General features: G+C 55.0%; 22 protein-coding genes. 14 read left to right on the top strand and 8 right to left on the bottom strand.

What is annotated here, in order from left to right:
- Window positions 1-66: 66 nt before the first annotated feature.
- On the top strand, window positions 67-1419 hold the full coding sequence (gdhA, locus tag ON16_RS10305) for an NADP-specific glutamate dehydrogenase (protein ID WP_040662046.1): 1353 nt from the start codon (window positions 67-69) through the stop codon (window positions 1417-1419).
- An 87-nt stretch (window positions 1420-1506) separates the two neighbouring features.
- On the opposite strand, the gene ON16_RS10300 is transcribed toward gdhA, so the two are convergent.
- From ON16_RS10300 to sfsA, 3 genes are all read right to left on the bottom strand, one after another.
- Window positions 1507-2457, bottom strand: a complete 951-nt coding sequence (locus ON16_RS10300; RefSeq protein ID WP_051131680.1) for a Na/Pi cotransporter family protein — start codon at window positions 2455-2457, stop codon at window positions 1507-1509.
- Window positions 2458-2559: 102 nt separating this feature from the next.
- Entirely contained in the window at window positions 2560-3186 is a 627-nt protein-coding gene (locus tag ON16_RS10295) for a manganese efflux pump MntP (protein ID WP_081579661.1), read from the bottom strand.
- A complete protein-coding gene (sfsA, locus tag ON16_RS10290; RefSeq protein WP_040662043.1) occupies window positions 3161-3841 on the bottom strand; it encodes a DNA/RNA nuclease SfsA in 681 nt (226 codons plus the stop codon). Before sfsA ends, ON16_RS10295 begins: the two co-directional genes overlap by 26 nt.
- Window positions 3842-4407: 566 nt before the next feature.
- On the opposite strand from sfsA, the gene ON16_RS16160 reads away from it, so the two are divergent.
- Window positions 4408-6489, top strand: coding sequence for a methyl-accepting chemotaxis protein (locus ON16_RS16160; RefSeq protein WP_243441813.1), 2082 nt, complete (start codon window positions 4408-4410; stop codon window positions 6487-6489).
- Between the two features lie 129 nt (window positions 6490-6618).
- Here the strand turns inward: ON16_RS16160 and ON16_RS10280 are convergent, their stop codons facing one another.
- Entirely contained in the window at window positions 6619-7767 is a 1149-nt protein-coding gene (locus tag ON16_RS10280; RefSeq protein WP_040662041.1) for a GGDEF domain-containing protein, read from the bottom strand.
- 314 nt (window positions 7768-8081) lie between these two features.
- Between ON16_RS10280 and ON16_RS10275 the strand changes: the two genes are divergently transcribed.
- Window positions 8082-9350: a methionine gamma-lyase family protein gene (locus ON16_RS10275; RefSeq protein WP_040662888.1), complete on the top strand. Its 1269-nt coding sequence runs from the start codon at window positions 8082-8084 to the stop codon at window positions 9348-9350.
- A 107-nt stretch (window positions 9351-9457) separates the two neighbouring features.
- On the top strand, window positions 9458-10363 hold the full coding sequence (locus tag ON16_RS10270) for an EamA family transporter (RefSeq protein ID WP_040662040.1): 906 nt from the start codon (window positions 9458-9460) through the stop codon (window positions 10361-10363).
- An 80-nt stretch (window positions 10364-10443) separates the two neighbouring features.
- On the opposite strand, the gene ON16_RS10265 is transcribed toward ON16_RS10270, so the two are convergent.
- On the bottom strand, window positions 10444-10980 hold the full coding sequence (locus tag ON16_RS10265; RefSeq protein ID WP_040662038.1) for an O-acetyl-ADP-ribose deacetylase: 537 nt from the start codon (window positions 10978-10980) through the stop codon (window positions 10444-10446).
- Between the two features lie 179 nt (window positions 10981-11159).
- Here ON16_RS10265 and ON16_RS10260 point away from each other — a divergent pair, with 179 nt between their 5' ends.
- On the top strand, window positions 11160-11825 hold the full coding sequence (locus ON16_RS10260; RefSeq protein ID WP_040662037.1) for a hydrolase: 666 nt from the start codon (window positions 11160-11162) through the stop codon (window positions 11823-11825).
- Between the two features lie 49 nt (window positions 11826-11874).
- Here ON16_RS10260 and ON16_RS10255 read toward each other — a convergent pair whose 3' ends face one another.
- Window positions 11875-13233, bottom strand: coding sequence for an 8-oxoguanine deaminase (locus ON16_RS10255; RefSeq protein ID WP_040662035.1), 1359 nt, complete (start codon window positions 13231-13233; stop codon window positions 11875-11877).
- 133 nt (window positions 13234-13366) lie between these two features.
- On the opposite strand from ON16_RS10255, the gene sdaAB reads away from it, so the two are divergent.
- The 6 genes from sdaAB to ON16_RS10225 all read left to right on the top strand — a co-directional run bounded on the left by sdaAB (window position 13367) and on the right by ON16_RS10225 (window position 20286).
- Window positions 13367-14032, top strand: coding sequence for an L-serine ammonia-lyase, iron-sulfur-dependent subunit beta (gene sdaAB, locus ON16_RS10250; protein ID WP_040662886.1), 666 nt, complete (start codon window positions 13367-13369; stop codon window positions 14030-14032).
- Window positions 14032-14916 carry an L-serine ammonia-lyase, iron-sulfur-dependent, subunit alpha gene (gene sdaAA, locus ON16_RS10245; RefSeq protein ID WP_040662034.1) on the top strand — a complete coding sequence of 295 codons (885 nt, stop codon included), beginning with the start codon at window positions 14032-14034 and terminating at the stop codon, window positions 14914-14916. Before sdaAB ends, sdaAA begins: the two co-directional genes overlap by 1 nt.
- On the top strand, window positions 14867-15250 hold the full coding sequence (locus tag ON16_RS10240; RefSeq protein ID WP_144032094.1) for a hypothetical protein: 384 nt from the start codon (window positions 14867-14869) through the stop codon (window positions 15248-15250). The genes sdaAA and ON16_RS10240 overlap by 50 nt, the downstream gene beginning before the upstream one ends.
- A 73-nt stretch (window positions 15251-15323) precedes the next feature.
- The gene (locus ON16_RS10235; protein WP_040662030.1) at window positions 15324-16715 is read left to right on the top strand and encodes a uracil-xanthine permease family protein; all 1392 of its coding nucleotides are present in this window, start codon (window positions 15324-15326) and stop codon (window positions 16713-16715) included.
- Between the two features lie 413 nt (window positions 16716-17128).
- Complete coding sequence (locus ON16_RS15360) at window positions 17129-19039, top strand: acyl-CoA dehydrogenase family protein (RefSeq protein ID WP_081579660.1); 1911 nt, start codon at window positions 17129-17131, stop codon at window positions 19037-19039.
- A 44-nt stretch (window positions 19040-19083) separates the two neighbouring features.
- Window positions 19084-20286 carry an FprA family A-type flavoprotein gene (locus ON16_RS10225; RefSeq protein WP_040662029.1) on the top strand — a complete coding sequence of 401 codons (1203 nt, stop codon included), beginning with the start codon at window positions 19084-19086 and terminating at the stop codon, window positions 20284-20286.
- 139 nt (window positions 20287-20425) lie between these two features.
- Here the strand turns inward: ON16_RS10225 and ON16_RS10220 are convergent, their stop codons facing one another.
- Window positions 20426-20857: a divergent PAP2 family protein gene (locus ON16_RS10220; RefSeq protein ID WP_040662028.1), complete on the bottom strand. Its 432-nt coding sequence runs from the start codon at window positions 20855-20857 to the stop codon at window positions 20426-20428.
- 429 nt (window positions 20858-21286) lie between these two features.
- Between ON16_RS10220 and ON16_RS10215 the strand changes: the two genes are divergently transcribed.
- From ON16_RS10215 to ON16_RS10205, 3 genes are read left to right on the top strand one after another with little or no spacing between them, the layout of a single operon-like run.
- A complete protein-coding gene (locus tag ON16_RS10215; protein ID WP_040662026.1) occupies window positions 21287-21505 on the top strand; it encodes a cation transporter in 219 nt (72 codons plus the stop codon).
- 51 nt (window positions 21506-21556) lie between these two features.
- On the top strand, window positions 21557-23422 hold the full coding sequence (locus tag ON16_RS10210; protein WP_040662024.1) for a heavy metal translocating P-type ATPase: 1866 nt from the start codon (window positions 21557-21559) through the stop codon (window positions 23420-23422).
- 12 nt (window positions 23423-23434) lie between these two features.
- Window positions 23435-23794 carry an ArsR/SmtB family transcription factor gene (locus tag ON16_RS10205; RefSeq protein ID WP_040662022.1) on the top strand — a complete coding sequence of 120 codons (360 nt, stop codon included), beginning with the start codon at window positions 23435-23437 and terminating at the stop codon, window positions 23792-23794.
- 136 nt (window positions 23795-23930) lie between these two features.
- On the opposite strand, the gene ON16_RS10200 is transcribed toward ON16_RS10205, so the two are convergent.
- Window positions 23931-24875 (bottom strand): AEC family transporter, encoded by a 945-nt coding sequence (locus ON16_RS10200; RefSeq protein ID WP_040662020.1) that lies wholly within the window; start codon window positions 24873-24875, stop codon window positions 23931-23933.
- Window positions 24876-25272: the final 397 nt, after the last annotated feature.

Here is a 25272-nt window from a genome sequence, read left to right as displayed (position 1 = left end):
GAAATGTATCCTTTGGTTGATTTACACAAAAAACCGCTGCGTAAAAAATGAAGGAGGAAGTTTTTGATGAATGCTTACCTTGCCCGCGTACTGGAGGCTACAAAAGCCAAGAACAGCAACGAGCCTGAATTTCTGCAGACTGTTGAAGAGGTCCTGTCCTCTTTGGAGCCTGTGATCGACGCCCATCCCGAATATGAGAAGGCCGCTCTGCTGGAGCGCATTGTCGAGCCCGAGCGTACCATCGAGTTCCGCGTGACTTGGGAAGATGACAACCACAATTGGCAGGTGAACCGCGGCTACCGCGTGCAGTATAACGGCGCGCTGGGCCCCTATAAGGGCGGCATCCGTTTCGATCCCTCTGTGAACCTGTCTATTATCAAGTTCCTGGGCTTTGAGCAGGTCTTCAAGGATGCTATGACCGGTCTGCCCATCGGCGGCGCCAAGGGCGGCTCCGACTTTGATCCCCGCGGCAAGAGCGACGCTGAGGTCATGCGTTTCTGCCAGGCCTTTATCAGCGAGCTGTATCGCCATATCGGTCAGGACATCGACTGCCCCGCCGGCGATCTGGGCTGCGGCGGCCGTGAGATCGGCTATATGTACGGTCAGTATCGCCGTCTGGTGGGCGCTTCCGAGTTTGGCGCTCTGTCCGGCAAAGCAGTTTGCACCGGCGGTTCCATCCTGCGTCCCGAGGCCACCGGCTACGGCGCTGTCTATTATCTGGTGGAAGCCCTGGCACATGACGGCCAGTCCATCGAGGGCAAGCGCATCGCAATGTCCGGCTACGGCAACGTGGGCTGGGGCATCATGAAGAAGGCCAAGGAGCTGGGCGCTAAGGTTACTTACTTTGCCGGTCCCGACGGCTACATTCACGATCCCGACGGCGTGAGCACCGACGAGAAGTTGAACTTCATCCTCGAGATGCGCGCCAAGGATCCCATGCACTGCAAGCCCTATGCTGAAAAGTTCGGCTGCGAGTTCGTCGAAGGCAAGAAGTGCTGGGGCGTCAAGGACGTGGATATCTACATGCCCGCCGCCACCCAGAACGACGTTAAGATGGATTCCGCCAAGCTGATTGCCGAGTCCGGTGTGAAGTATTACATCGAAGTCGCCAACATGCCCACCACCAACGATGCTCTGGAGTTCCTGAAGGAGCAGAAGCACATGGTCGTGGCTCCCTCCAAGGCCGTCAACGCCGGTGGCGTTTCCGTCTCCGAGCTGGAGATGGCTCAGAACGCTGAGCGTCTGTACTGGACCGCTGAGGAAGTGGATGAGAAGCTGAAGGGCATCATGAAGAACATCTACCATTCTTCTGTCGAGGTTTCCGAGCGTTACGGCTTGGGCTATGATCTGGTTGCCGGTGCTAACATCGTGGGCTTCCAGAAGGTTGCCGATGCTATGATGGCTCAGGGCATTTTCTAAGAAATACCCGTCTGCAAACTAGATACATCCACACCGTGCGGGACCAATTCGGTCCCGCACGGTGTCTTTTTACCCCCGTTGTAAGCATTAGACCCGCTTAGCCTGATTCCTATTTCCGGCAGGGAGCGGTACAAACCCCGCCAAATGGTCGGACAGCGGTAAAAGCAGCGCTGCCGAGATCAGGTTGAACCCCGTGTGAACAGCCGCAATGCCCACCGGAGTGATGGGCAGTTCCAGCAGCGGCCTTCCAAAGCCCAGCCACAGCGGCAGCAGTACGGCGGTTCCCAGCAGGTTAAACCGCAGGTGGGCAAGAGCCGCACGCTTTGCGTTTTTCCCGCCGCCGATGGCGGCCAGCAGTACCGTGACGCAGGTGCCGATGTTTCCGCCCAGAACCAGCGGGACTCCGATTCCCCAAGGAATTGTCCCTGTGGCAGAGAATGCCTGCAACAGCCCGATTGCAGCGCTGGAGCTTTGCAGAACGCCGGTGACCGCCGCTCCTGCTAGAACGGCCAGCACCGGTCGGTCTGCCAGAGCGGTTAGACTGCGGAAAGCCTCTGTTCTCGCCAGCGGAGCGGCAGCGGCGGACATCTGCTCCATTCCGCTTAGAAGGAGAAAAAGCCCCAGCAGCAACCCGCCCCAAGCCCGGCGAGTTGGAATCAGTAGATAGAGCAAAAGGCCGATGCACGCGACCGCCACTGTCAGCATCGGGGCGATTGCACCCGGCCCTGTGCGCAGGCACAGCAGCCACGCTGTGGCTGTGGTTCCCACGTTGCTGCCGATCAGAACCGGAACGGTTTGACGCAGGCTCAAAATGCCCACATCCGCCAAAGATACCGCCAGCACCGTCACTGCGGAGGAGGACTGGACCACCGCCGTCACGGCAAAGCCCAGTGCCGCGCCCCGCCAACGGCTGTTTGTCGCGCGGCGCAGCAAGCGTTCCGCCCGCCCGCCGCCCAGCTCCCGCAAATGGTCACTCAACAGCGTCATGCCAAATAAAAATAAGACCACGCCGCCCAGCATGGTACATAAACAGTCCATGTCGTTTCACCTCCTGAACGGAGAATATGAGAGCAGGGTAAAAAAATGCCCGGATAGGGCGCGGCTCTCGTCCGCATCCTATCCGGGATTTCTTATATGCCATCAAGCAAAAATACCCAAATGCTCCAGCAAAATCTTTGTGCCCAGCAGAATCAAAATCACCCCGCCGGTCAGCTCTGCGCGGCGCTTGTAGCGCGCGCCGAAGAAATTCCCAACGACCACGCCGATCAGGGACAGGAAAAATGTGGTCGTTCCAATAATGGAAATCGCCGAGATAATTTCTACGTCCAGAAATGCAAAAGTCACGCCGACTGCCAGTGCGTCGATGCTGGTGGCCACCGCCAGAACCGTCAGGCGTTTCAGGTTTATGCGCTCTTCCACGGCGCACTCTGTGGCCTCCTCCTCTTTGCTCAGGCTCTCCCGCACCATGTTGCCGCCGATAAGCAGCAGCAGCACGAAGGCCACCCAGTGATCCACGCTTTGAATATATCCAGCAAACTGCGAGCCGAGAAGCCAGCCCAAAAACGGCATCAGTGCCTGAAATCCACCGAAAAACAGGGCAATCACAAACGTGTAGTTCCAGTTGATTTTTCGCATACACAGGCCCTGACAAATGGCCACGGCAAAAGCGTCCATCGACAGCCCTATGCCGATTAGTAAGAGTTCAAGCAGTCCCAAGAAATTTCGCTCCCATCCTGACAAATTATAGAATGACGGGGATCTCCCCATGGATCGCGATGCTGTCCGGCGTCACTGCACAGTCAAACGCCCGGACCTGCACACCGGCGGCTGCTGCCGTCCGCAGTGCCGCGCCGAAAGCCGGGTGGGTTGTGTCGTTGGGGGATACATCCAGCATCCCTGCCATCTGCACCACAAAAAACAGCGTAGCCGAAAGACCCTGCTCCACCGCCTTTTGCAGCTCATGAATATGCTTGACGCCCCGCTCTGTGGGAGCATCCGGAAAACAGGCGTGTCTGTTTTCTTCCAGTGTGACGCCCTTGACCTCTACCAGATGCGGACCTCGGCTCGTATCCAGACAAAAGTCGATGCGGGACGCACCGTAGGTATACTCTGGATGCACCGAGATAACATCCGGAAGAAAGCCGCCGACGGCGGCCCACTCTCCAAAAACCCGGTTGGGAGCCTGCGCGTCCATGTTGATAAGCAGACTGCCTTTTTCCACCGCGATCAGGTCATAGGCGGTTTTCCGGTTCGGGTTTTCGGCCCGTTCCAGATAGACCGTCGCCCCGGGAACCAGAAGTTCCCGACAGCGGCCTGTGTTTTTCACATGGCAGACCTGACGACCCTCCGCTGTATCTACCAGAGCGATAAAACGGTTCGGCCTCTCGGCAAAACGACCGGAAAGCACGGTTCCATACCGCATCTGTGTTCCCCTCCCCGCGCCGCTGGGCGCAAAACGTGACTTTTATTTTAGCACAACTTGCTAGACGGTGCAATCATAAAAGGGGTTGTAATTTATTTTTGGCGATGATGCGGCGTTTGCTGCGAGATCACCGCAGGAAAAAAGACCGATAATATGAGGAATTGTTTATGACCGGGCGCATTCCAAGCAGAGGAAGACGAACAGCTGCACTGTCCAAAGCAAGGCACTTGGTGACAGGTTTTTGGGGCACTTGCGTATTTTTTCTAAATTTGAATTTATTTGTGATATCTTCCATATCTAGCTTGTCATGACACAAATTAACTGTTATAATGTATATAATTTCGTTATCTCGTGGTTTTCCGGCACAGGACCGGGCCAATCGCGGAAATGGAAGAAGCCCGTTTATACAGGTGTTGCTCGGAGGTCATTGCCAGCTTCCCACTGTCCATGTGAAGCTGACCATTTTCTTCCGGATTCCGCGCTTTTCAAAACGGGATCCAGCACATTTAGAGGGGAATGAACGGGTATATTTGGGGTGAGGAAAGGTCGAAGAAGAGATGAAAAATTTGCTGGAGAGAGAACATGTAAAGAAACTCAGTTTCAAGGGCTTTCCAAAATTCACGAAAAAAAAGAAGGAGGAAGACCTGCCGGCTAAAAGCCCTGACGGAAAAAAGAATTTCGGTATTCAGGCAAAGCTGCTGGTCGCCTTAGTTCCCATTATCATTGTTGTGGTGGGCGGAATCGTGCTGACGGTTCAGTCCGCTGTTTCTGAAATCTTGCTGAAGAAGAGCGATGCACTGCTGTCCGCCAATACGGATAGTGTGGTCAGCATGGTTCAGGCGTGGATGAACGATATCACCGCCACGCTGGATATGCAGCGGGACACGCTGGAGTACATCACCATGACGCCGGACGAAGAAAAGGCTTATCTCCGCCATTCGGCTGACCCCGACAGCGCGTTTCCCGGTGGCATTTATTTCGCCACCACTGCGGGGGAGTTTGTTCATGCCAGCTATGTTCCCGACTCGGGATATGATCCCAGAGAGAAGGTCTGGTATAAAGAGGGACTGCTGTCCAACAGCTTTATATTCGGCTCCGCCTATCAGGACGTTATTACGGGAGAAAACGTTGTCAGCGCCTCCGCCGCTTTGCACTACAAAAATGGCGGCACCCGCGGCGTAGCCGCGGCGGACATACAGCTGGGCGCCATCTCTGATATTGTCAAACAGGTACAGATTGAGCAGACCGGCGGCGCATTTTTGATTGACGCCAACACCAACATGATTATCGGGCACCGCGACGAGGCTCTGGTGGGGACACTTCTGGCTGACCAATCCGCCAACTCCTTCTATGCTGATCTTACCCGGCTGATTGCCAGCGGAGCGTTCGGACTCCAGACCTGCAAGGCTGATGGAAAGGAAGTCTGCATGGACTTGGAGCAGGTGCCTGGATGCAACTGGATCACGGTGACTTACGCGCCCAAAACGGAGATTTTGCAGGATTTGACGACGTTAACGACCTTGATCTCTGTGATTGCCGTCGTTGCCATTGCACTCATGATCGCGCTGGTCTTTATCCTGATTCGCCGAATCGTAATTGTTCCCGTGAAAAAACTGGACGATGTTGCCAGCCGCATTGCCGACGGAGATTTAACCGCCAAGCTGGATCACCGTTCCAACGACGAGTTCGGTACGCTGTCGTCCAACTTTGGCAAAACGGTAAACCGCCTCCACGACTACGTGGATTACATTGATGAAATTTCCACCGTTCTAGACGAGATTGCCAAGGGAAATCTGGTCTTTACCTTGACCCGCGAATATGTGGGTGAATTCGCCCGAATTAAGGCGGCGCTGGAAAATATCTCGGTGTCTCTAAACGAGACGCTGGCCCAGATCAATCAGGCGTCGGATCAAGTTTCCGTGGGTGCGGATCAGCTCTCCGCTGGGGCGCAGACCCTATCTCAGGGCGCCACGGAACAGGCATCCTCTGTGGAGGAGCTGTCCGCCACCATTGCTGAACTATCTCAGCAGGTGAGAGCCAACGCTGCCGACTCTCGAAAGGCCAGCGGCGACGTGGATGCTGCGGCGGGCCGTGTGTCGGAGAGTAACGATCGGATGCAGCAATTGATTTCTGCTATGAGCGATATCAACGAACGCTCCGGGCAAATCGGTAAAATCATCAAGTCAATCGACGACATTGCGTTCCAGACCAATATTCTGGCGCTGAACGCTGCCATTGAGGCTGCCCGGGCCGGAGCTGCCGGACGCGGCTTCGCCGTGGTGGCGGATGAGGTGCGAAACCTTGCTTCCAAATCCGCGGAGGCCGCCAAGGGTACCGCAAATTTGATTCAGGCTTCCACCGAGGCCGTTCAGCGCGGCAGTGCTCTGGCAGACCAGACCGCCGCATCTCTCCGCTCCACAGTGGAAGATATGAATTCCGTTACCCAGTCCGTGGATCAGATTGCGCAGGCATCTGACCGGCAGGCTCACTCCATTGATCAGGTTTCTCAGGGCGTCGATCAGATTTCCCGGGTTGTCCAGACCAACAGCGCCACCGCGGAGGAAACAGCCGCATCCAGTGAGGAACTGTCTGCGCAGGCACAAATGCTGCGGGAGCTGGTGAGTCGTTTTAAACTGAAGGAAGGTTGATTTGTTTTTCAAATTTCCCACGCTCTGCATAGTATGAAAAATCGCGCCGTCCGCTGATTGCGGACGGCGCGATTGGTTTGAAAGGATAATGGGCAAACGGGAAAACACGGTACTGGGCAGCAACGGAAATTACTCTGCCTTTTCAAGCTCTGAACCCCAGATGCAAATACTGCCGCAGTGGGTTGCTTTTGCCCGGTACAACGCTCTGTCGGCCTGATTCAGGAGCATCTGCGCGCTTTCGCCGGGATGGCAGGCCGTCACTCCGATGCTGATGCCACAGGAGAGATGATCGTTTTCCGCCGCGACGATGCGAGCATAGTCGGACTGAAGCCGACGGCAGAAAGCAACGGTCTCTTCCGCATCACGACCGTGGAGAATAGCACAGAACTCGTCGCCGCCGAAACGGAAAGGCTGGAATGTATCGCCTTCATAACGCAAAAGAATGCGGCCCAGAGACTGCAAATAATAGTCGCCCCGGCTGTGTCCAAATTCGTCGTTGATCTGTTTGAACTGATCCATGTCCATCATAATGAAAAACCAGCGTTCGTTTTTGCGGCGCTCCATTTTTTGCAGTGCCTCCCGCAGCGCCCGCCGGTTTCCCACGCGAGTGAGGCTGTCGGTGACTGTTTTTTCCCGCAAACGCTGCTGCTCCAGCATAATATTCAAGCTAAAGTCCATTCGTTGGCGGTCCATCCGCACCAGAAGGAGGGAGATCATGCAGCAGAAAAGAAGTAAAACAAGACAAACGACCTGATCTGCCGAAGCCGCACCAAGCAGGCTGATGGGGGCGACATCGGGGTCCCACTGAAAAAAGAGGTCGGAGATCAGCTTTCCTCCGATACACACCGCGCTGGTGAGCGCGGTCAAGCGGACCCGCCCATAGAGGATGGTCAGTACCACCGGCACAACCAGTGCAAGTATCATGGCAGGAAAGAAGCTATGTACTGTATAAAGCGTCAGGGCTGTTCCCGCCGTGGCAAGGGAAACCGCCCCGACTTGCAAGGACTCACTGAGCCCTTTCTTACGGCGGATGAGGAGGGCGGCAATCAGCAAAGTCAGATTGAGACCCAAAGGCGCCAGAATATACCGCAGGATGTATCGCACAGGAGAACTGGAAATTTGAGAAGGGCCCAGCACAAAATAGATCAGAAATTCCATCACCACAGACACGAGAATCGTTCCGGTCAGAATCAACAGGTGAATGTTCATCCAGGCATTGGTGATGTCCCGATACTTTTGCTGTACGATCTGACTGTCTGTCAGCTTGCTCTTTGACATGCCTGTCCCCCTGTCTGCGGAATATGAGGTTGTTTTTAAGAAACTATACGAACGAAATCAGTATAGCAGGAAATATTTCAATTGTCACCAAAAATTTGTTAATTTATGGAGTGTATATTCATGGATAATATTTCTGCTTTTTTCTTTTGGTAAGGATATAAATCCCACTGCCAACAAATCGCAGGGACGCCAATGGGGTCCTTTTCCTTGCGTTTTTTGGATGCCTATGGTAAAGTAGAAAAGCCGTTGATTTCCGCCGGGACTGCCCGGCAAATCTGAAGACGGCGGAGGAATGGAGAAACTTGAATAACGAGATGATGTATGAACAGCTGGGTGTAAGCCGGGCTGTATATGAATATGGCGAAGCGGTGCTGCGGGACCTGAGACCCCGGTTCGAGGAGATCGACGCCGTGGCGGAGCACAATCAGGGAAAGGTTCTGCTGGCTATGCAGAAAAACCGGGTGAACGCCACTCATTTTGCCGCCACCACCGGCTATGGTTATGACGATGAGGGCCGGGACAATTTGGAACGGGTGTATGCCGACGTGTTTCACACCGAGGCGGCTCTGGTGCGTCCCCAGATTACCTGCGGCACCCACGCGCTGACGGTGGCGCTTTCCGCCAACCTTCTGCCTGGGGACGAACTGCTTTCTCCTGTGGGTGCACCCTATGACACGCTGGAGGAGGTCATCGGTATCCGGGAGAGCAAGTGCTCTTTAAAGGAGTACGGCGTGACCTATGCGCAGGCGGACTTAAGACCCGACGGTACGTTTGATTATGAAGCGATTCGTGCCAAAATTAACGATCGCACCAAACTCATCACCATTCAGCGTTCCAAGGGGTATGCCACCCGGCCCAGCTTTTCCGTGGCGCAGATTGGGGAACTGATTACCTTCTGTAAGGGTGTGAAGCCGGACGTAAAGTGCATGGTGGACAATTGCTACGGTGAATTTGTAGAGGTGCTGGAGCCTTCTGATCTGGGAGCCGACATGGTGGTGGGCAGCCTCATCAAAAACCCCGGCGGCGGACTTGCCCCCATCGGCGGCTATATCTGTGGCACGAAGGAGTGCGTGGAGCGGTGTGCCTACCGCCTTTCTGCTCCCGGACTGGGGCAGGAGGTCGGCGCGAATTTGGGGCTGATGCCCTCGTTTTATCAGGGACTGTTCCTGTCGCCCACGGTGGTGTCCGGCGCGTTGAAGGGTGCGATTTTCGCCGCCAACGTCTATGAAAAGTTGGGCTTTGCCTGTGTTCCGGGCGGGTTGGAGGATCGCCACGACATCATTCAGGCGGTGACGCTGGGTTCGGCAGAGGCGATGGTGGCCTTCTGCAAGGGCATTCAGTCCGCTGCGCCGGTGGACAGCTATGTCACCCCGGAACCTTGGGCCATGCCGGGCTACGACTCGGAGGTCATTATGGCGGCGGGGGCCTTTATTCAGGGCAGTTCCATTGAACTTTCCGCCGACGGTCCTATCCGGGAGCCTTATGCCGTATATTTTCAGGGTGGGTTGACTTGGTATCACGCAAAGCTGGGCATTCTCATGAGCCTTGAAAAGCTGGTGGAAGCTGGCATCGTAAAATTATAACATGTCGATGCCCAACCATTTTTTTCGGCGGCGTCCGCCTCCGGTCAAAACTCGTTAAGAAATAAGAACATTCTAATATTATAATGTATGTTTAGGAGTTTTCTCTTATGTGGTTTTGGCTTTCAATCATCACCCTGCTCTGCTGGAGTGGGTCGGATCTCTTTTCTAAGATCGGCTGCCGCGGGCAGGATAAATACGCCCACTTGAAAATGGTCATGGCCGTGGGCGTGGTTATGGGAATCCACGCGGCCTATGAGATTTTTATCGGCGGGACGGAGATTTCCGTTTCTGTTATACTGACGTATCTGCCTGTTTCCGCACTGTATATTTTGTCTATGACCATCGGCTATGTAGGCCTTCGCTATATCGAGCTGTCCATCTCGTCGCCCATCTGCAATTCCTCGGGAGCATTGGTAGCCGTGTTGATTCTGATTACCGGCGGCATCGGCGATGTGAGCGGTTGGCAGCTGATCGCCGTGGCGCTGGTGTGCGCGGGCGTGGTGGGCCTCGGCATTGTGGAAGCTCGGGAGGATGACGGCCTGCGGGCTTTGCGGCAGGAGGCGTCCAACTATAAGTATGCAAAGTCCGCGCTGGCTCTGGTGCTGCCGGTGCTATACTGTCTGCTGGATGCGCTGGGAACCTTTGCGGACTCTCTGGTTTTGCGGAAGCTGAACGAGGATTCCGCCAACGCGGCCTATGAGCTGACCTTTTTCCTTTGTGCCGTGGTTTGCTTTATCTACGTGGTGCTGGTGAAAAAGCAGCCGCTGGTCCCCAAGCAGGAGGGCGCGAAGTACGTGGGTGCCCTGTGCGAAACAGCGGGCCAGTTCGCTTATATCTATGCCATCGGCGACGAGGACCATGTCATGATGGCCGCGCCCATTATCTCTGCCTACTGTGTGGCCTCTGTGCTGTGGAGCCGTATCTTCCTGAAGGAAAAGCTCTCCGTGAAACACTATGCGGCGGTGGCGACTGTGATCGTGGGCATCGTGATTTTGGGCGTGTTCGACGCGTAACTCTCCGCATCCATATGGAAACAATGGGAAAGCGCCTGATTTCGGCAGGTACCGGAATCGGGCGCTGTTTCGATTTTTGATTACAGTCGGTCCGCCTTGGTACCGGCAAACCAGAAGTTGTACATCTGACGCAAAACTTTGGCGGCCTCCTCCGTGTGGCAGACCACGCGCACCTGCTGGGGCGTGTCATGGTCACGGAGAAAGTCCATGATTGCCCGCAGAGAGACTGATGCGGCCTGAGCCGCCGGGTAGCCGAAAACCCCGGTGGAGATACAGGGAAAGTCCACCGACTGGATGCCATTTTCTTCCGCCAACTGGAGACAGGAGCGGTAACAGGAGGCCAGCAGCGCCGCCTCATCGTGTTCGCCGCCCTGCCAGACGGGACCGGGTGTGTGAAGCACATAGCGCGCCTTCAGCTGGTAGCCCTTTGTCAGCTTTGCCTGTCCGGTGGGACAGCCGTGAAGTGTGCGACACTCCGCCAGCAGTTCCGGTCCCGCAGCGCGATGGATGGCTCCGTCCACACCGCTGCCCCCCAGCAGGGATTCGTTGGCCGCATTGACAATGGCCTCTGCGTCCGACTGGGTAATATCTCCCACAAGAATGGAAAAACGTCCCATAAAAGCGCCTCCTTTTCGGAGCTCGTATTCTTGTGATCCACCATATACCACAACAGGAAAATACGCAAGCATTTTTACGGCGGTTTTACTTGTGTTCCACGCATAGTCATGATAAAATAGAAATGAAAATTTGCAATTTTTTCCAAAAAATCCTCAAAAGTGATGAAAGGAGTGCTCCTATGGCAAAGTACATTCCAACCTATACCGGGACACTGCGCAGCCACTCGGTGACGCTGCCCCTCTGCATCAGTGAGTGCAGCGGCATTCGCGTTTTTGGGCGGCGCATCAAATCGCTGGCGTTTTCTACGGATGTGGCCATTGTGAAAAACATCAATGCCGATGCCATCATCGCCGTCTACCCCTTCACCCCTCAGCCTATCATAGCCCAAGCCATTATCACGGTATCAGACGTGCCGGTGTTTGTGGGCGTAGGCGGCGGTATCACCACCGGCGCGCGGGCTGTTAAGCTGGCGATCCAAGCGGAGCACCAAGGGGCCTATGGCGTGGTACTGAACGCCCCCACGGCCAATGAGGTTATCAGCCAGATTAAAGAAGAGGTGGATATCCCCGTGGTCATTACCGTGGTGTCAGAGGATACGGACGTCCGGGGACGGATTGAAGCCGGAGCCGATTTTCTCAACGTGTCCGGCGCGGATCGGACGCCGGAGATTGTGGCCCACATCCGCCGACAGTTTCCTGAGGTTCCCATCATCGCCACCGGCGGCCCCACGGAGGAGAGTATCCTCAACACCATTCGCGCCGGGGCCAACGCCATTACCTATACGCCGCCCAGCAACGGAGAGCTTTTTGCCGAGCTGATGGATAAGTATCGGGCGACTCACTAAAAATCAACGCACCCCTGCCGCTTAGTGAGCCGCAGGGGTGCGCTTGTCATTATGCTTTGGCGAGGTAATTCCGGCAGACCTGCCGTGCCTCGGCGGCGACGGCGTCCTCGTCCACGGTGACCAGCCGCCCGTCCTGAACAACGATTTTACCGTTGATCACCGTCGTGTCCACTGGCCCGCGGAGGCCCACCGTGGCCAGAACGGAGGCGGGATCGTATTCACCGCCGACCAACTCCAGCCGTCGGGAATCCACCAAGAAGAAGTCTGCGCACTTGCCGATCTCCAAAGAACCGATGTCTGTTCGGCCCAGCAGACGCGCGCTGCCGCAGGTGGCGATTTTCAACATGTCGTATCCGCTGGGCGCGGCGGCGCTGGAACGCAGCCGATGGAGCAGGTAGGCTACCCGCAGTTCCTCCATCAGGGACGAGCCGTCGTTGCTGGCAGAGCCGTCTACCGCAAGACCCACGGGGACGCCCAGCTTCAGCATTTCCGGCACCTGCGCCACACCGGAGGAGAGCTTCATGTTGGAAATGGGGCAGTGGGCCACGCCGGTAGAGGTTCGTGCCAACTCCCTCAGCTCTTCCTCGTTGAAGTGGATACCGTGAGCGAACCACACATCCGGCCCCATCCAGCCAAGAGACACCATGTACTCCAACGGCCGCATATGGAATTTTTCCAGAGTGAAACGTTCCTCGTCCTTCGTCTCCGCCAGATGGGTGTGGAGCCGAACGCCGTATTGCCGGGCGAGAATGGCGCTTTGGCGCAGCAACTCCGATGAGACGGAGAAAGGCGAGCAGGGGGCCAGCGCCACTTGGCGCATGGAGCCAAAGGACGCATCATGATACGTCTCCACGCAGCGGGCAGAGTCCTTCATGATCTCATCCACCGTCTGAACCACGCTGTCCGGCGGCAGTCCGCCGTCCTTTTTGGAGAGATCCATACTTCCGCGGGAGGCATGGAAGCGGACGCCCAATTCCGCCGCCGCGGCAAACTGAACGCCGGTCAAATCCCCAGCGCGGTTGGGAAAGACATAGTGATGGTCAAAGACGGTGGTGCAGCCGTGCTTCAAAAGCTCCCCGCAGCCCGTCAGCGTGGAAAGGCGGATAACCTCGCCGCCCAGCCCCTTCCATATCTCGTACAGAGTTGTGAGCCAGTCAAACAGCTCCAGATTCTGGACTTGAGGCAGATTTCGGGAGAAGACCTGATAGAGATGGTGATGGGTGTTGACAAGACCGGGATAGCACCAGAGATGGGACCCGTCGATCGTCTTGTCGGCAGATTGGGGCAGGGCAGGCCCTATGGCGCGGATCACACCATTTTCGCAGTAGAGGTCCGTGTTATTCAAAACCCGGTCCCCGTCGTCGCAGGTCACCAGAGCGGCAAGATTTTTAATCAGCAGAGAGGGCATGAGAGCAGCTCCTTTCAAATTGGGACGGCTTTTTACCATTCTACCAGATGCGTGAAAAAAAGCAACTTGAAACCTGATAAAGTTTGTGGTAAGCTGAAATTAATTTTTGAATTAAAGGGGGAGAACTCCCGTGTTGGATATTTTTGATATTTTAGGTCCCATTATGGTGGGGCCGTCAAGCTCTCATACGGCAGGCGCGGTGCGAATCGGAAAGATGGCCCGGGCGCTGCTGGGAAGCCCGCCGAAAACGGCGGAGATCGGGCTGCACGGCTCCTTTGCGGAGACAGGGCCCGGCCACGGCACGGACCGGGCGCTGGTGGCGGGCCTTTTAGGCATGAAGCCGGACGATCTGCAGATTCCGCTGAGCTTTGATCTGGCAAAGCAGGCAGGGCTTGCATTTTCCTTCCGCAATGTGGAGCTGAAGGAGGCCCATCCCAACACCGCGCTGCTGACCGTCTCTGACGGGGCAGGGCAGACGCTGGAGCTGCAGGCCGCGTCCACCGGCGGCGGGCGCATCCGAGTGGACAAGCTCAATGGCATCGATGTGAACTTTACCGGCGCATTCAACACCCTCATCATCCGCTCCACTGATGTGCCGGGCAAGCTGGCGGAAGTGACCCGAGAGCTGGAACAAGGGGGAGTGAACATCGCCAATATGAATCTCTGTCGGGCGAAGCGGGGCGGCAGCGTGCTGATGGTCATTGAGACGGATCAGCAGGTGCCGCCAGTCGTGCGGACGCTGATCGAGGAGCTGCAGGACGTGATTCATGTGACGTATTACGAGAGGGAGGACGCATAATGGCGCTGGATTCCATGCAGGAGATTTTTGACGCCGCTGATGCAAGCGGCAAGCAGTTTTGGGAAGTGGTGATGGACACCGACATGGAGGAACGCGAGGCCACGGCGGAGCAGTCCATGGAAAAAATGCGGCTCACTTGGCGGGCCATGCTGGAGGCGGATGACACTTATCGGGGTGACCGCCGCTCCGCCAGTGGACTGGTGGGCGGAGACGGAAAGCGGATGCGTTGTTACGCGGCAGAGAGGACTGCCCTTTCCGGTGAGTACCTGACAGAAGTCATCGCAACGGCACTTTGCACCGGCGAATCCAACGCCTGTATGCGTAAAATTGTGGCGGCGCCCACGGCGGGAGCCTGCGGCGTTTTGCCGGCAGTTTTGATTCCGTTGTATCACCGGGGGGATTTTGACGAGGAAGCCATTCTTCGTGGATTGTACGTGGCGGCGGGAATTGGTGCGGTGGTGGGTTATCGAGCCTGCATCGCCGGGGCCTCCGGCGGCTGCCAAGCGGAGATTGGAACTGCCTCCGCCATGGCGGCGGGGACGCTGACGGCCCTTCGGGGCGGAACCTGTGCCCAGATCGGTCATGCCACCGCCATGGCGCTGAAGAATTTGATGGGTCTTGTATGTGATCCGGTGGCGGGACTGGTGGAGGTTCCCTGCGTGAAGCGAAACGTAATCGGGGCGGTGAACGCCGTCAGCTGTGCGGATATGGCCATCGCGGGCGTGGAGAGCCGCATTCCCGTGGATCAGGTGATCGACTGCATGGGCGCGGTGGGTCGGCGGATGCCGGTGGAGTTTCGGGAGACGGCTCTGGGCGGTCTTGCAGACACGCCCTTTGGACGGGAAATCAAGGAAAAGATGCAGCGCGGGGGAACAGCTGATTAAATCAGCTCCGGCGCACTTTTGCGGCGGAATTGATCTTCCTTGGCGGGAGAACTCTCAAAAAACAGATTCAGCAGGAAGCGGCATGGCCTTTGGCCATGCCGCTTCCTGCTGGCGGTTAGGGCTTTGTTTTCAGGGAGAAACAGCCCTGAATTTGCGGAACTGTGAAATATGGGAAAAAGCAGCGCGGGGTTCGATAGAGAAATATCCGGTATCGGACACGGAAATAAATCCAAAAAATGTTTTAGCAAAACTAACAAAAAGTATTGCAATTAATAGGTCAACCTTTTATACTATAACCAAGGCCAACGTAGGGAAGATCACGGGCAACTTTTGAGCACCTTTTCGTGCCCGGAGGATATCCGCCAACGCAGTTGGTTTTGGCCAATAAAATAAAAGGAGTCTTTAGGATGAGGGACCCAAACACAAAACAGGAAGCGAAGATCGAGAATATCTACAAACTGGACGGCCGCGTCCCAATTGGAAAAGCAATCCCCTTCGGCTTGCAGCATGTGTTGGCCATGTTCGTATCCAATGTTGCACCGATCATTCTGGTGGCTTCGGTGGCCATGTACGATGGAGCGTCCTTTACTGCGGTAGAGGTGGCTCGGCTGATTCAGAATGCCATGATGATTGCCGGAATCGGCACGCTGATCCAGCTCTATCCTCTTTGGCGCATTGGCTCCCGGCTTCCGGTGGTCATGGGCGTCAGCTTTACGTTTGTCTCCGCCATGATGGTGGTGGCGGCGCGGGACTACGGGATTATGATCGGCGCGATCATCGTCGGCGGCTGTATCGAGGGCATTTTGGGACTGACCGTGAAATACTGGCGGCGGTTTGTAGCCCCCATTGTTTCTGCCTGCGTGGTGACGACCATCGGCTTTTCGCTTTTGGGTGTTGGAATCAGTTCCTATGGCGCGTCGGACGCCTTTGAATTTGGCAGCTGGCAAAACCTTTTGGTGGGAACGATCACGCTGGCGGCCTGCTTGATTTTTCAGGCTGTTGCCAAGGGCTTTTGGAAACAGCTGTACGTGCTGTTCGGGCTGGTCGTGGGGTACATCGCTGCAATCTGCTTTGGCATGGTGAATTTTGACTCGATTGGTGACACGGTAGGGGAGCTGGGCGTAATCTCCTTCCCCATGATGCTGCACTATATGCCTAAATTTGAGCTGGGCGCGATTATTTCGGTAACGCTGGTGTTTTTCGTGTCGGCGGCGGAGACAATCGGCGATACCACCGCCGTGTGTACTGGCGGTCTTGGCCGGGATATCACAGAGAAGGAACTTTCCGGGTCCCTTTGCTGCGACGGCTTCATCTCTGCGGTTTCCGGCGGACTTTTCGGCTGCACCCCCATCACGTCCTTCAGCCAAAATGTTGGGCTTGTGGCCATGACCAAGGTGGTCAACCGCTTTACCATTATGTTTGGTGCGTTGACACTGGTAATCGCGGGGCTGTTTCCGCCCATCGGTGCATTTTTCTCCACACTGCCCAGCTGTGTGCTGGGTGGCTGCACGGTCATTATGTTCGGTGCGATCATTGTCTCCGGTGTGACCATGTTAAGCCAGTGCGGTCTGGATCAGCGCAATACGCTGATTGCCGCCGCATCCTTTGCCATCGGCATCGGTGTGACGCAGGTGGATGGATTCTTCGCCCATATGCCGCAGGTCATCGGCGACATTTTCTCCGGGAATCCGGTGGCTGGTGTGTTTGTGGTGGCAATGGTTCTTTCCCTTGCACTGCCTAAGAAAATCGAATTGAAGGACATTGACGCTCTGACCCCGGAGACGGTGGAGAAGAAGTAAGTCCGTTTGGTTTAAAGGCTCACCGAACCACTCAAACAGAGCGCCTGATTTTAAATTTTAAAATTCACTGTTTTTAGCAGCAGAAGCGCACCCCGACGGAACTTTCCGCCGGGGGCGCGCTGCTTTTTATGGAGAACGGTTTTGGAATCTTAGATACTCGATCTCTGAATAGAGGATTTTTAAAGTGTTTTGTCAGAGAAAAATGTGATTGAGGATGCGGAAGATGCTTACTTTGAAATAAAGCACCATTTTACAAAATGCACAAAAATGGTGTGTAAATCGACAAATTTATAAAATATAAATACAGTTGCAAATATCACTTTGCAAACAAGGAATTCCTTATATACTAATAAATAGAAAACTTGTTGCGGTTTGCCGTGAGATGAATAGGAGTTCAAGAAGGAGGTCAGCATATGTTCTATCAAACAACCGAAGCGCAGGAGACCCTGCGGGCAAAGGTACGGGAATTTGCGGAGAGCGAAATCAAACCCATTGCGTTTATGCTGGATAAGGAGAATACTTTTCCTGCCGACGCAGTCCGTAGTATGGGAAAGCTGGGGCTCATGGGGCTTCCCTATGAAAAAAAGTACGGCGGCGCGGGACTGGATGTTCTCAGCTATGCCATCGCGGTGGAGGAGCTGGCCCGGGTGGACGGCGGCGTCGGCGTCATTCTGTCGGCCCACACATCCCTTGGGACTTGGCCGATCTGGGCCTATGGCACGGAGGAGCAGAAGAAAAAGTATCTGCCCGATCTGTGCTCCGGCAAAAAGATTGGCGCGTTTGGCCTGACGGAGCCGAATGCGGGGTCTGATGCCGGCGGCACCGAGACGACTGCTGAGGATATGGGCGACCACTGGCTGCTCAACGGCGGGAAAATCTTTATTACCAACGGCGGCGAGGCGGATACCTATGTGGTCTTTGCCGTCACCACGCCGGATATCGGGGTCAAGGGCATCTCTGCTTTTATCGTGGAAAAGGGTTGGGAAGGCTTTGCTTTTGGCGATCACTATGATAAAATGGGAATACGGTCCTCCGCAACCTGCGAGCTGATTTTCAACAACGTAAAGGTGCCCAAAGAAAATCTTCTGGGCAAGGAGGGCAAGGGCTTTAATATTGCTATGGCCACGCTGGACGGCGGGCGCATCGGCATTGCGGCACAGGCACTGGGCATTGCACAGGGGGCTTTTGAGGCCGCTGTGGAATACACCAAGGAGCGGGTTCAGTTTGGCCGCCCCATCTGTCAGCAGCAAGCCGTCGCCTTTAAGATCGCAGATATGGCAACGAAACTCCGGGCTGCTCGTCTGCTGGTATACTCTGCCGCCGCGCTGAAGGATGAACACGCACCTTACGGCATGGAGTCCGCCATGGCAAAGCAGTATGCTTCGGATATTGCGCTGGAAGTTACCAATGAGGCGGTGCAGATTTTCGGCGGCACCGGTTATCTCAAGGGGATGGAAGTGGAGCGGATGTACCGCGATGCCAAAATCACCACCATCTACGAGGGAACCAACGAAATTCAGCGGGTGGTCATCGCGTCCCACGTTCTGGGCCGGATCGCCAAGGCGGATCAGCCCGCGGTTCATAGCAAGCGCGGCCCTGAAACCGGTGTGCGGAAAAAGATCCTGTTTACCGAAGGAACTACGGATGAGCGCGTGAGCGCGCTGGTGGCGGATCTGAAAAAGGACGGCTATGACTTCACGGTGGGTATCCCGATGGATACGCCCATCGCGCAGGCGGAGCGAGTGGTTTCCGCCGGTAAGGGCATTGGCCCCAAGGAGAACATGAAGCTCATTGAGGACTTGGCAAAGGCCGCGGGCGCAGCTGTCGGTTCCTCCCGTCCTGTGGCGGAGACTTTGAAATATGTCCCGCTGAATCGCTATGTAGGCATGTCCGGCCAGAAATTCAAGGGTAATCTGTATATCGCCTGCGGAATCTCCGGCGCGGGCCAGCATCTCAAGGGGATTCGGGATGCCTCCACCATTGTGGCAATCAATCTTGATCCCAACGCGAAGATTTTCAAAAACTGTGACTACGGAATTGTGGGCGATGTGAACGAGATTCTGCCTCTGCTGACTGCCGCGCTGGACACCGGAGAAAAACAGCCTGCGCCGCCCATGGTCAAGATGAAGCGCGCCACGGCGAAGAAGACTGCACAGCCCAGAGAGCTATACGTTTGCAACGGTTGCGGCTATGAATACGATCTGCTGGTGGGAGACGAGGAAGGCGACGTCCGTCCCGGTACGCCGTTTGGCGAACTGCCGGATGGCTGGAGCTGCCCCCACTGCGGCGAGTCGACCGACCAGTTCATTAAAATCGACGTGTAAATTTGCTGATATTTTAGCTGATATTTTAAAGGAGGTATCGCGTTATGAACAATGTTCGGAAAATTACCGACGATCTTTACTGGGTCGGAGCCAATGACCGCCGTCTGGCTCTGTTTGAAAACATCCATCCGCTCTACCACGGCGTGTCTTACAACGCCTATGTCCTTCTGGATGAGAAGACCGTGCTCTTTGACACGGCGGACTGGTCCGTGGGGCGGCAGTTTCTTGAGAATATTGCGGCGGTGCTGGATGGTCGTCCGCTGGACTGCTTGGTCATCAACCATGTAGAGCCGGATCACGCAGCTTCCATTGAGGAGATTTTGCTGCGCTGGCCGGAGGTGAATATAATCACCACGCCGAAGGCCGTGATCCTGCTGCATCAGTTTGGATTTGAACTGGGCGAACGCGTAGAGGAGGTTCACGAAGGGGACACCCGGTGCTTCGGCAAGCACACGGTTACCTTCGTCAATGCCCCCATGGTTCACTGGCCCGAGGCCATGGTGACCTTTGACGTGACCGATGGAGTGCTGTTTTCTGCCGACGCCTTTGGCTCTTTCCGGGCGCTGGACGGCAAGCTGTTTGCCGATGAGTTTGATTTTGACCGGGATTGGCTGGACGATGCCCGCCGCTACTACACCAACATTGTGGGCAAATATGGGCCACAGGTGCAGACGCTCCTGAAAAAAGCCGGGGGACTGGACATCAAGTACATTTGCCCGCTCCATGGCCCGGTGTGGCGCAAGGACATCGGATATATTCTGGACAAATATATCCACTGGAGCACTTATGAGCCGGAGGAGCGGGGCGTTATGATCGTCTACGCATCCATGTACGGCAACACAGAGGCCGCGGCGGAGTTGCTGGCCGCCAAGTTGTGCCAGCGGGGCATCACCAATACTCGGCTTTACGATGTCTCCTCCACCCATGTCAGCTATCTCATTTCCGACCTCTTTAAGTACAGCCATCTGGTGCTGGCCTCCGTCACCTACAATCTGGGCATTTTCCCGCCGATGCACAACTTCCTGGCGGACATGAAGGCCCTGAATCTTCAAAACCGCACCTGCGCCATTATGGAAAATGGTTCTTGGGCGCCCCGCTCCGGAAGCCTGATGCGTGCCTGTCTAGAGGATCTCAAGCACATGGAGATTCTGGATGAGGGCATGACGCTGGCGTCCTCTCTGCAGGAGCAGAACATGCCTGATTTGGATGCAATGGCGGATGCCATCGCCGCCTCCGTTACCAAGTAACTGCAAAACGAAAGGCGACTGCCTCCTGAAATCGCGCTCAATTCATTTGAAAAGCCGATTCCCAATCTGATTGGGAATCGGCTTTTTTGTACTGATTGAAAACTTGGCTGTCTAAGAGCAGACCGGATGGTTCGCGTATTTAACCCAAAAGCAGGGCCACAGCCAGCCCCAGCAGCGCACCGAACGCCACTTGCAAGGGCGTATGTCCAAGAATTTCCTTCATTTTTTCATCGCTCTTAATGTCGCTGCTGAACAACTCCAAAAGTTCATTAAGTGCTTTTGCATGCCGCCCGGCTTCCAGCCGGATGCCCATAGCGTCGTGCATGACAATAACGGCCAAAATTGTCGCCACCGCGAATATGGCGGAATCGACGCCGTATTCCAATCCCGCTGTAACGGCTAAAGCTGTGACCGTTGCGGAATGACCGCTGGGCATTCCGCCGTCACCCACCAGCCGGTGAAAATCCAGCGTTCGATTGACTGAAGCATAGATAATTGTCTTAATAATCTGCGCCGCCGCCCAAGCGATCAGCGAATTAATCAGCAAATGGTTTTCCAAAAGCTCCATCATATGTGTCGGCCTCCCCCAATTGAATCGTACTTGGATTTATGTATGATAGCACAGGCGTAAAGCGCCGCTGTGCGATCTTATTTTTTACTTGAACACCCGCCTGTGAAGCAGGCGGTTGCGCGGATAGCAGCCGCTCTGTGGCTATTATAGCACAAGCACGAAGCACCGTCGTACTTTATTTTTCGGTTAAAATACCCGCCTGCGAAGCGGTAAATGCGCGTATCACGGCCGTTTTGCGGTTATTATAGCATAAATTTACAAAAGTAGCTACTTTCTGAACGAATATTTTACAGGTACACCGTCTGCACGTCAAAAATATTGAAAAGGGAGAAGAAAATAGACTTGACAATTTGCCGTTGTTGGCATAGAATACAAACAACGAATGAACAAATGCTCATATGTTAATTTGAGTGGAAAGGGGAACCGGCTATGAAAAAAACTTATAAAATCGACGTGGATTGCGCCAACTGTGCCAACAAGATGGAGGAGGCCGCCCAAAAGACACACGGCGTTGCCAATGCAACGGTAAACTTCATGGCGCTGAAAATGATTGTGGAGTTCGAGGACGGACAGGAGCCTAAGGCGGTTATGCAGGAGGTCCGCAAAAACTGCAAGAAGATTGAGGACGACTGCGAGATCTTCCTGTAAGTGTTTCCCCGGGGATGTTGATCCCCAATCTTTGGCTTGGAGGAAAGACCAGTGAACAAGAAACAAAAAAAGATGCTGGCGCGGATTTTGGTCACCGCAGTGCTGATCGTGATACTGGGTCAGCTGAATGTGACTGGATATGCGCGGCTGGCTCTGTATCTCATTCCCTATCTCGTGGTGGGCTATGACATTTTGCTGAAAGCCTTGAAGGGTATCCGCAACAAGCAGGTTTTCGACGAGAACTTCTTGATGGCGGTAGCCACAGTGGGCGCCATTGTTCTGGGGGAGTATACGGAAGGCGTAGCCGTGATGCTGTTCTATCAGATTGGCGAGCTGTTCCAGAGCTATGCCGTGGGCAAGAGCCGCAAAAATATCAGCCAGCTGATGGATATTCGCCCCGATTACGCCAATATTGAAGGAGAGCATGGACTGGAGCAGGTGGACCCGGACGAGGTGGAAATCGGCACGGTGATCGTGGTCCAGCCCGGCGAAAAAATCCCCATCGACGGCGTTGTGGAGGAGGGAAATGCTACGCTGAACACCAGCGCCCTGACCGGAGAGAGCCTGCCCCGCGAGGTTCGGGTCGGCGACGCGGTCATCAGCGGCTGCATCAACATGACCGGCGTTTTGAAAATCCGCACAACCAAGGCGTTTGGAGAGTCCACGGTGTCCAAGATTCTGGATTTGGTGGAAAACGCCAACTCCAAAAAATCTCAGTCCGAGCGGTTTATCTCCCGCTTTGCGCGCTATTATACCCCTGCCGTCTGCTATGGTGCTTTAGCGCTGGCCGTGGTGCCGCCGGTAATCCAGATGTTGATGGGCGGGACGGCGCAATGGGGACTGTGGATTTACCGCGCCTTGACTTTCTTGGTTATCAGCTGTCCCTGCGCACTGGTCATCAGCATTCCCTTGAGCTTTTTCGCAGGCATTGGCGGAGCCAGCCGGGCCGGTGTGCTGATCAAAGGTTCCAACTATCTGGAGACGCTGGCGCAGACGAAGTACGTGGTTTTTGACAAGACCGGGACTTTGACCCGGGGCGTTTTTGAGGTGGTGGGCATCCATCACAGCCAGATGGAGAACGAAAGGCTGCTGGAATACGCGGCGCTGGCAGAGAGCTATTCCTCTCATCCAATCAGCCGAAGTCTGAAGGAAGCCTGCGGAAAAACGATTGACCGCAGCCGCGTGACGAATGTGGAGGAAATCAGCGGCAACGGCGTTACTGCCAAGGTGGACGGCGTCAGTGTGGCGGTGGGCAACGACAAGCTGATGCACAAAATCGGGCTGACCGCCATTTCCTGCCATCAGGTGGGAACCGTGGTTCATGTGGCGGTGGACGGGATTTATGCGGGGCATATCCTGATTTCTGACGTGGCAAAGCCCACCTCCGCGCAGGCCATTCGTGAGCTGCAAAAAGTTGGAGTGAAAAAGACCGTGATGCTCACCGGTGATGCGGACCGGGTGGCGCAGCAGGTGGCACGGGAGCTGGGCGTGGACGAGGTTCACAGTGAACTGCTTCCTGCCGACAAGGTGGATAAGATTGAGGCGCTGCTTGCTAAAAAGGGAGATAAGGAGAAGCTGGCCTTTGTGGGAGACGGCATCAACGATGCACCGGTGCTCTCTCGGGCGGATATCGGCGTTGCCATGGGCGCGCTGGGGTCCGACGCCGCCATCGAGGCTGCGGACATTGTCCTGATGGACGACGACCCGATGAAGATGGTCAGCGCAATCCGCATTGCCCGCAAATGTATGCGCATCGTCTACGAGAACATCTATTTGGCTATTGGAATTAAAATGGTATGTCTGCTGCTGGGTGCTGTGGGTCTTGCGAATATGTGGGTGGCTATTTTTGCCGACGTGGGTGTAATGGTTCTGGCGGTGCTCAACGCCATTCGGGCGTTGCTAGTGAAGAAACTTTGAGGAGGAAATTGCATGACAGAGAAAGAGAATCTCTGCTGTGAGAGCACAGAAGTCCACGAAGAATTGCTAAAGATCATTAATGAGACAATGCCGGAGGAAACGGAGCTGTACGATCTGGCGGAACTGTTCAAGATATTCGGCGATTCCACCCGCATCCGAATTTTGTTTGTGTTATTTGAGGCGGAGGTGTGTGTGTGCGATTTGGCGTCGGCACTGAATATGACGCAGTCCGCCATCTCTCATCAGCTGAAGATCTTGAAGCAGAACAAGCTGGTGAAAAGCCGCCGGGATGGAAAGTCTGTGTTTTACTCTCTGGCGGACGACCATGTGCGAGCCATCATTGCCCAAGGGCAGGAGCATATTGAGGAGTGATGCGCCGGGCAAACGCTTTTGGCTTCTGAACTTATATGCTGACTGTGAAAAGCAGCCCCGGCATCCTTTTGGATGCCGGGGCTCAGCCTGTCAAAAAGGTTTAGCGTATATAATGTATAGGGAAGCGCATAAGCCGTCACATTAGGCCCAGCGTGCGCAGGATAAACGTGCAGCAGAAAATTGTAAAGATGGATACCACAGTGGTACAGCACACCAATTGCCCCGCCAGAGGGCCGTCGGCATCCATGGCCACCGCCATGGGATAGGAAGAGACTGCGGTTGGGGCGCCGAAAAAGATCATCAGAGCGCACAGTGTTCCGTCCCGGAAACCCAGCGCAATGCTGAGGGGCATGAAGATCAGCGGAATCAGAACCATACGCGCCAATACAGCCAAAATCAGCGTGCGGCGATTGGAAAGGGCCTGTCCAAGATCCAAACTGACTCCCAGAGAGATAAACGCAATGGTGGTGGTAACGCCTGCCACATCTTTGATCACGCCGTAGAGCAGGTCCGGAATTTGAATGCGCAAAGCCTGCAATGCCAATGCCAAAAGTGTTGCAATGATCATGGGGTTTTTCAGGACGGAGAGAAACAGCTTTTTCAAATCAGCGCTGCCGGAGCGATTTAACTCCAGAATTAGTGTGGAGCATACATTAATCATTGGAACAATTAGTGCTCCGAACAATGCTACTGTGCCTGCGCCGCCCTCGCCAAAGATGGATTCCGCCACCGCGATACCAAATAGAATATAGTTGGGGCGAATCAGCGCCTGGCCCACTGCCGCGGCGCTGGCGCTGTCCGTCAGCAGCCTGCGGGGAAGAAAAATGCCGGCGATAAAAAAGAGAATCAGCAGGCAGAGCAGTACATATAAAAAGCCCCAGCCGTCAACATTGTGAAGCAGATCCGACTCATAGATGTTTTTGAACAGCAGCGTGGGCATGAAAAGACGAAAGCACAGGCTGTCTACCTTTCGCATCGTGGGCCGGTCAACCACCTTGGCTTTTCGGACCAGAACGCCGATTCCCATGAGGAAGGCAAGCGGCAGTACGACGCGCAGCGCCGTCATGAAATTTTCAAACATTGTAGAAACTCCTCTTTGTGCAGCTCTTCCTGCACAATATATTAAATTTTGCAATGAAATCATCATATCATTTTTGCAGCACCACCGCAACCGGCACACAGAAAAAAGGAAAATGAGTCGATCACACGCAAAAGAAGGCGAACTGGCAGGCTGGTCTGTAAAAAATAGCCATAGGGAGGGGTGGTATAAGGGCGGATAATGGTGAATATGAGTAAAAGCGAAAAAAGAGTCGAAAAAGGGTTGACAATTGGGGCCAAGGCTGGTATTCTAACAAAGCTGTCGGCGAGAGCTGCGGCGGAACTGAAAAGGGGAAGTTAAGTTCTTGAAAAAAGTGCTTGACAAACCACCGGAAACTGTGGTAACCTAATCAGGCTGTTCCGAAAGAGACGGACGACGG

It is taken from the genome of Oscillibacter ruminantium GH1, assembly GCF_000307265.1.
Classification (GTDB): Bacteria; Bacillota; Clostridia; order Oscillospirales; family Oscillospiraceae; genus Oscillibacter; species Oscillibacter ruminantium.
The sequence above is the reverse complement of the archived record's forward strand: the minus strand, read 5'-3'. Positions and strand labels throughout refer to the sequence as shown.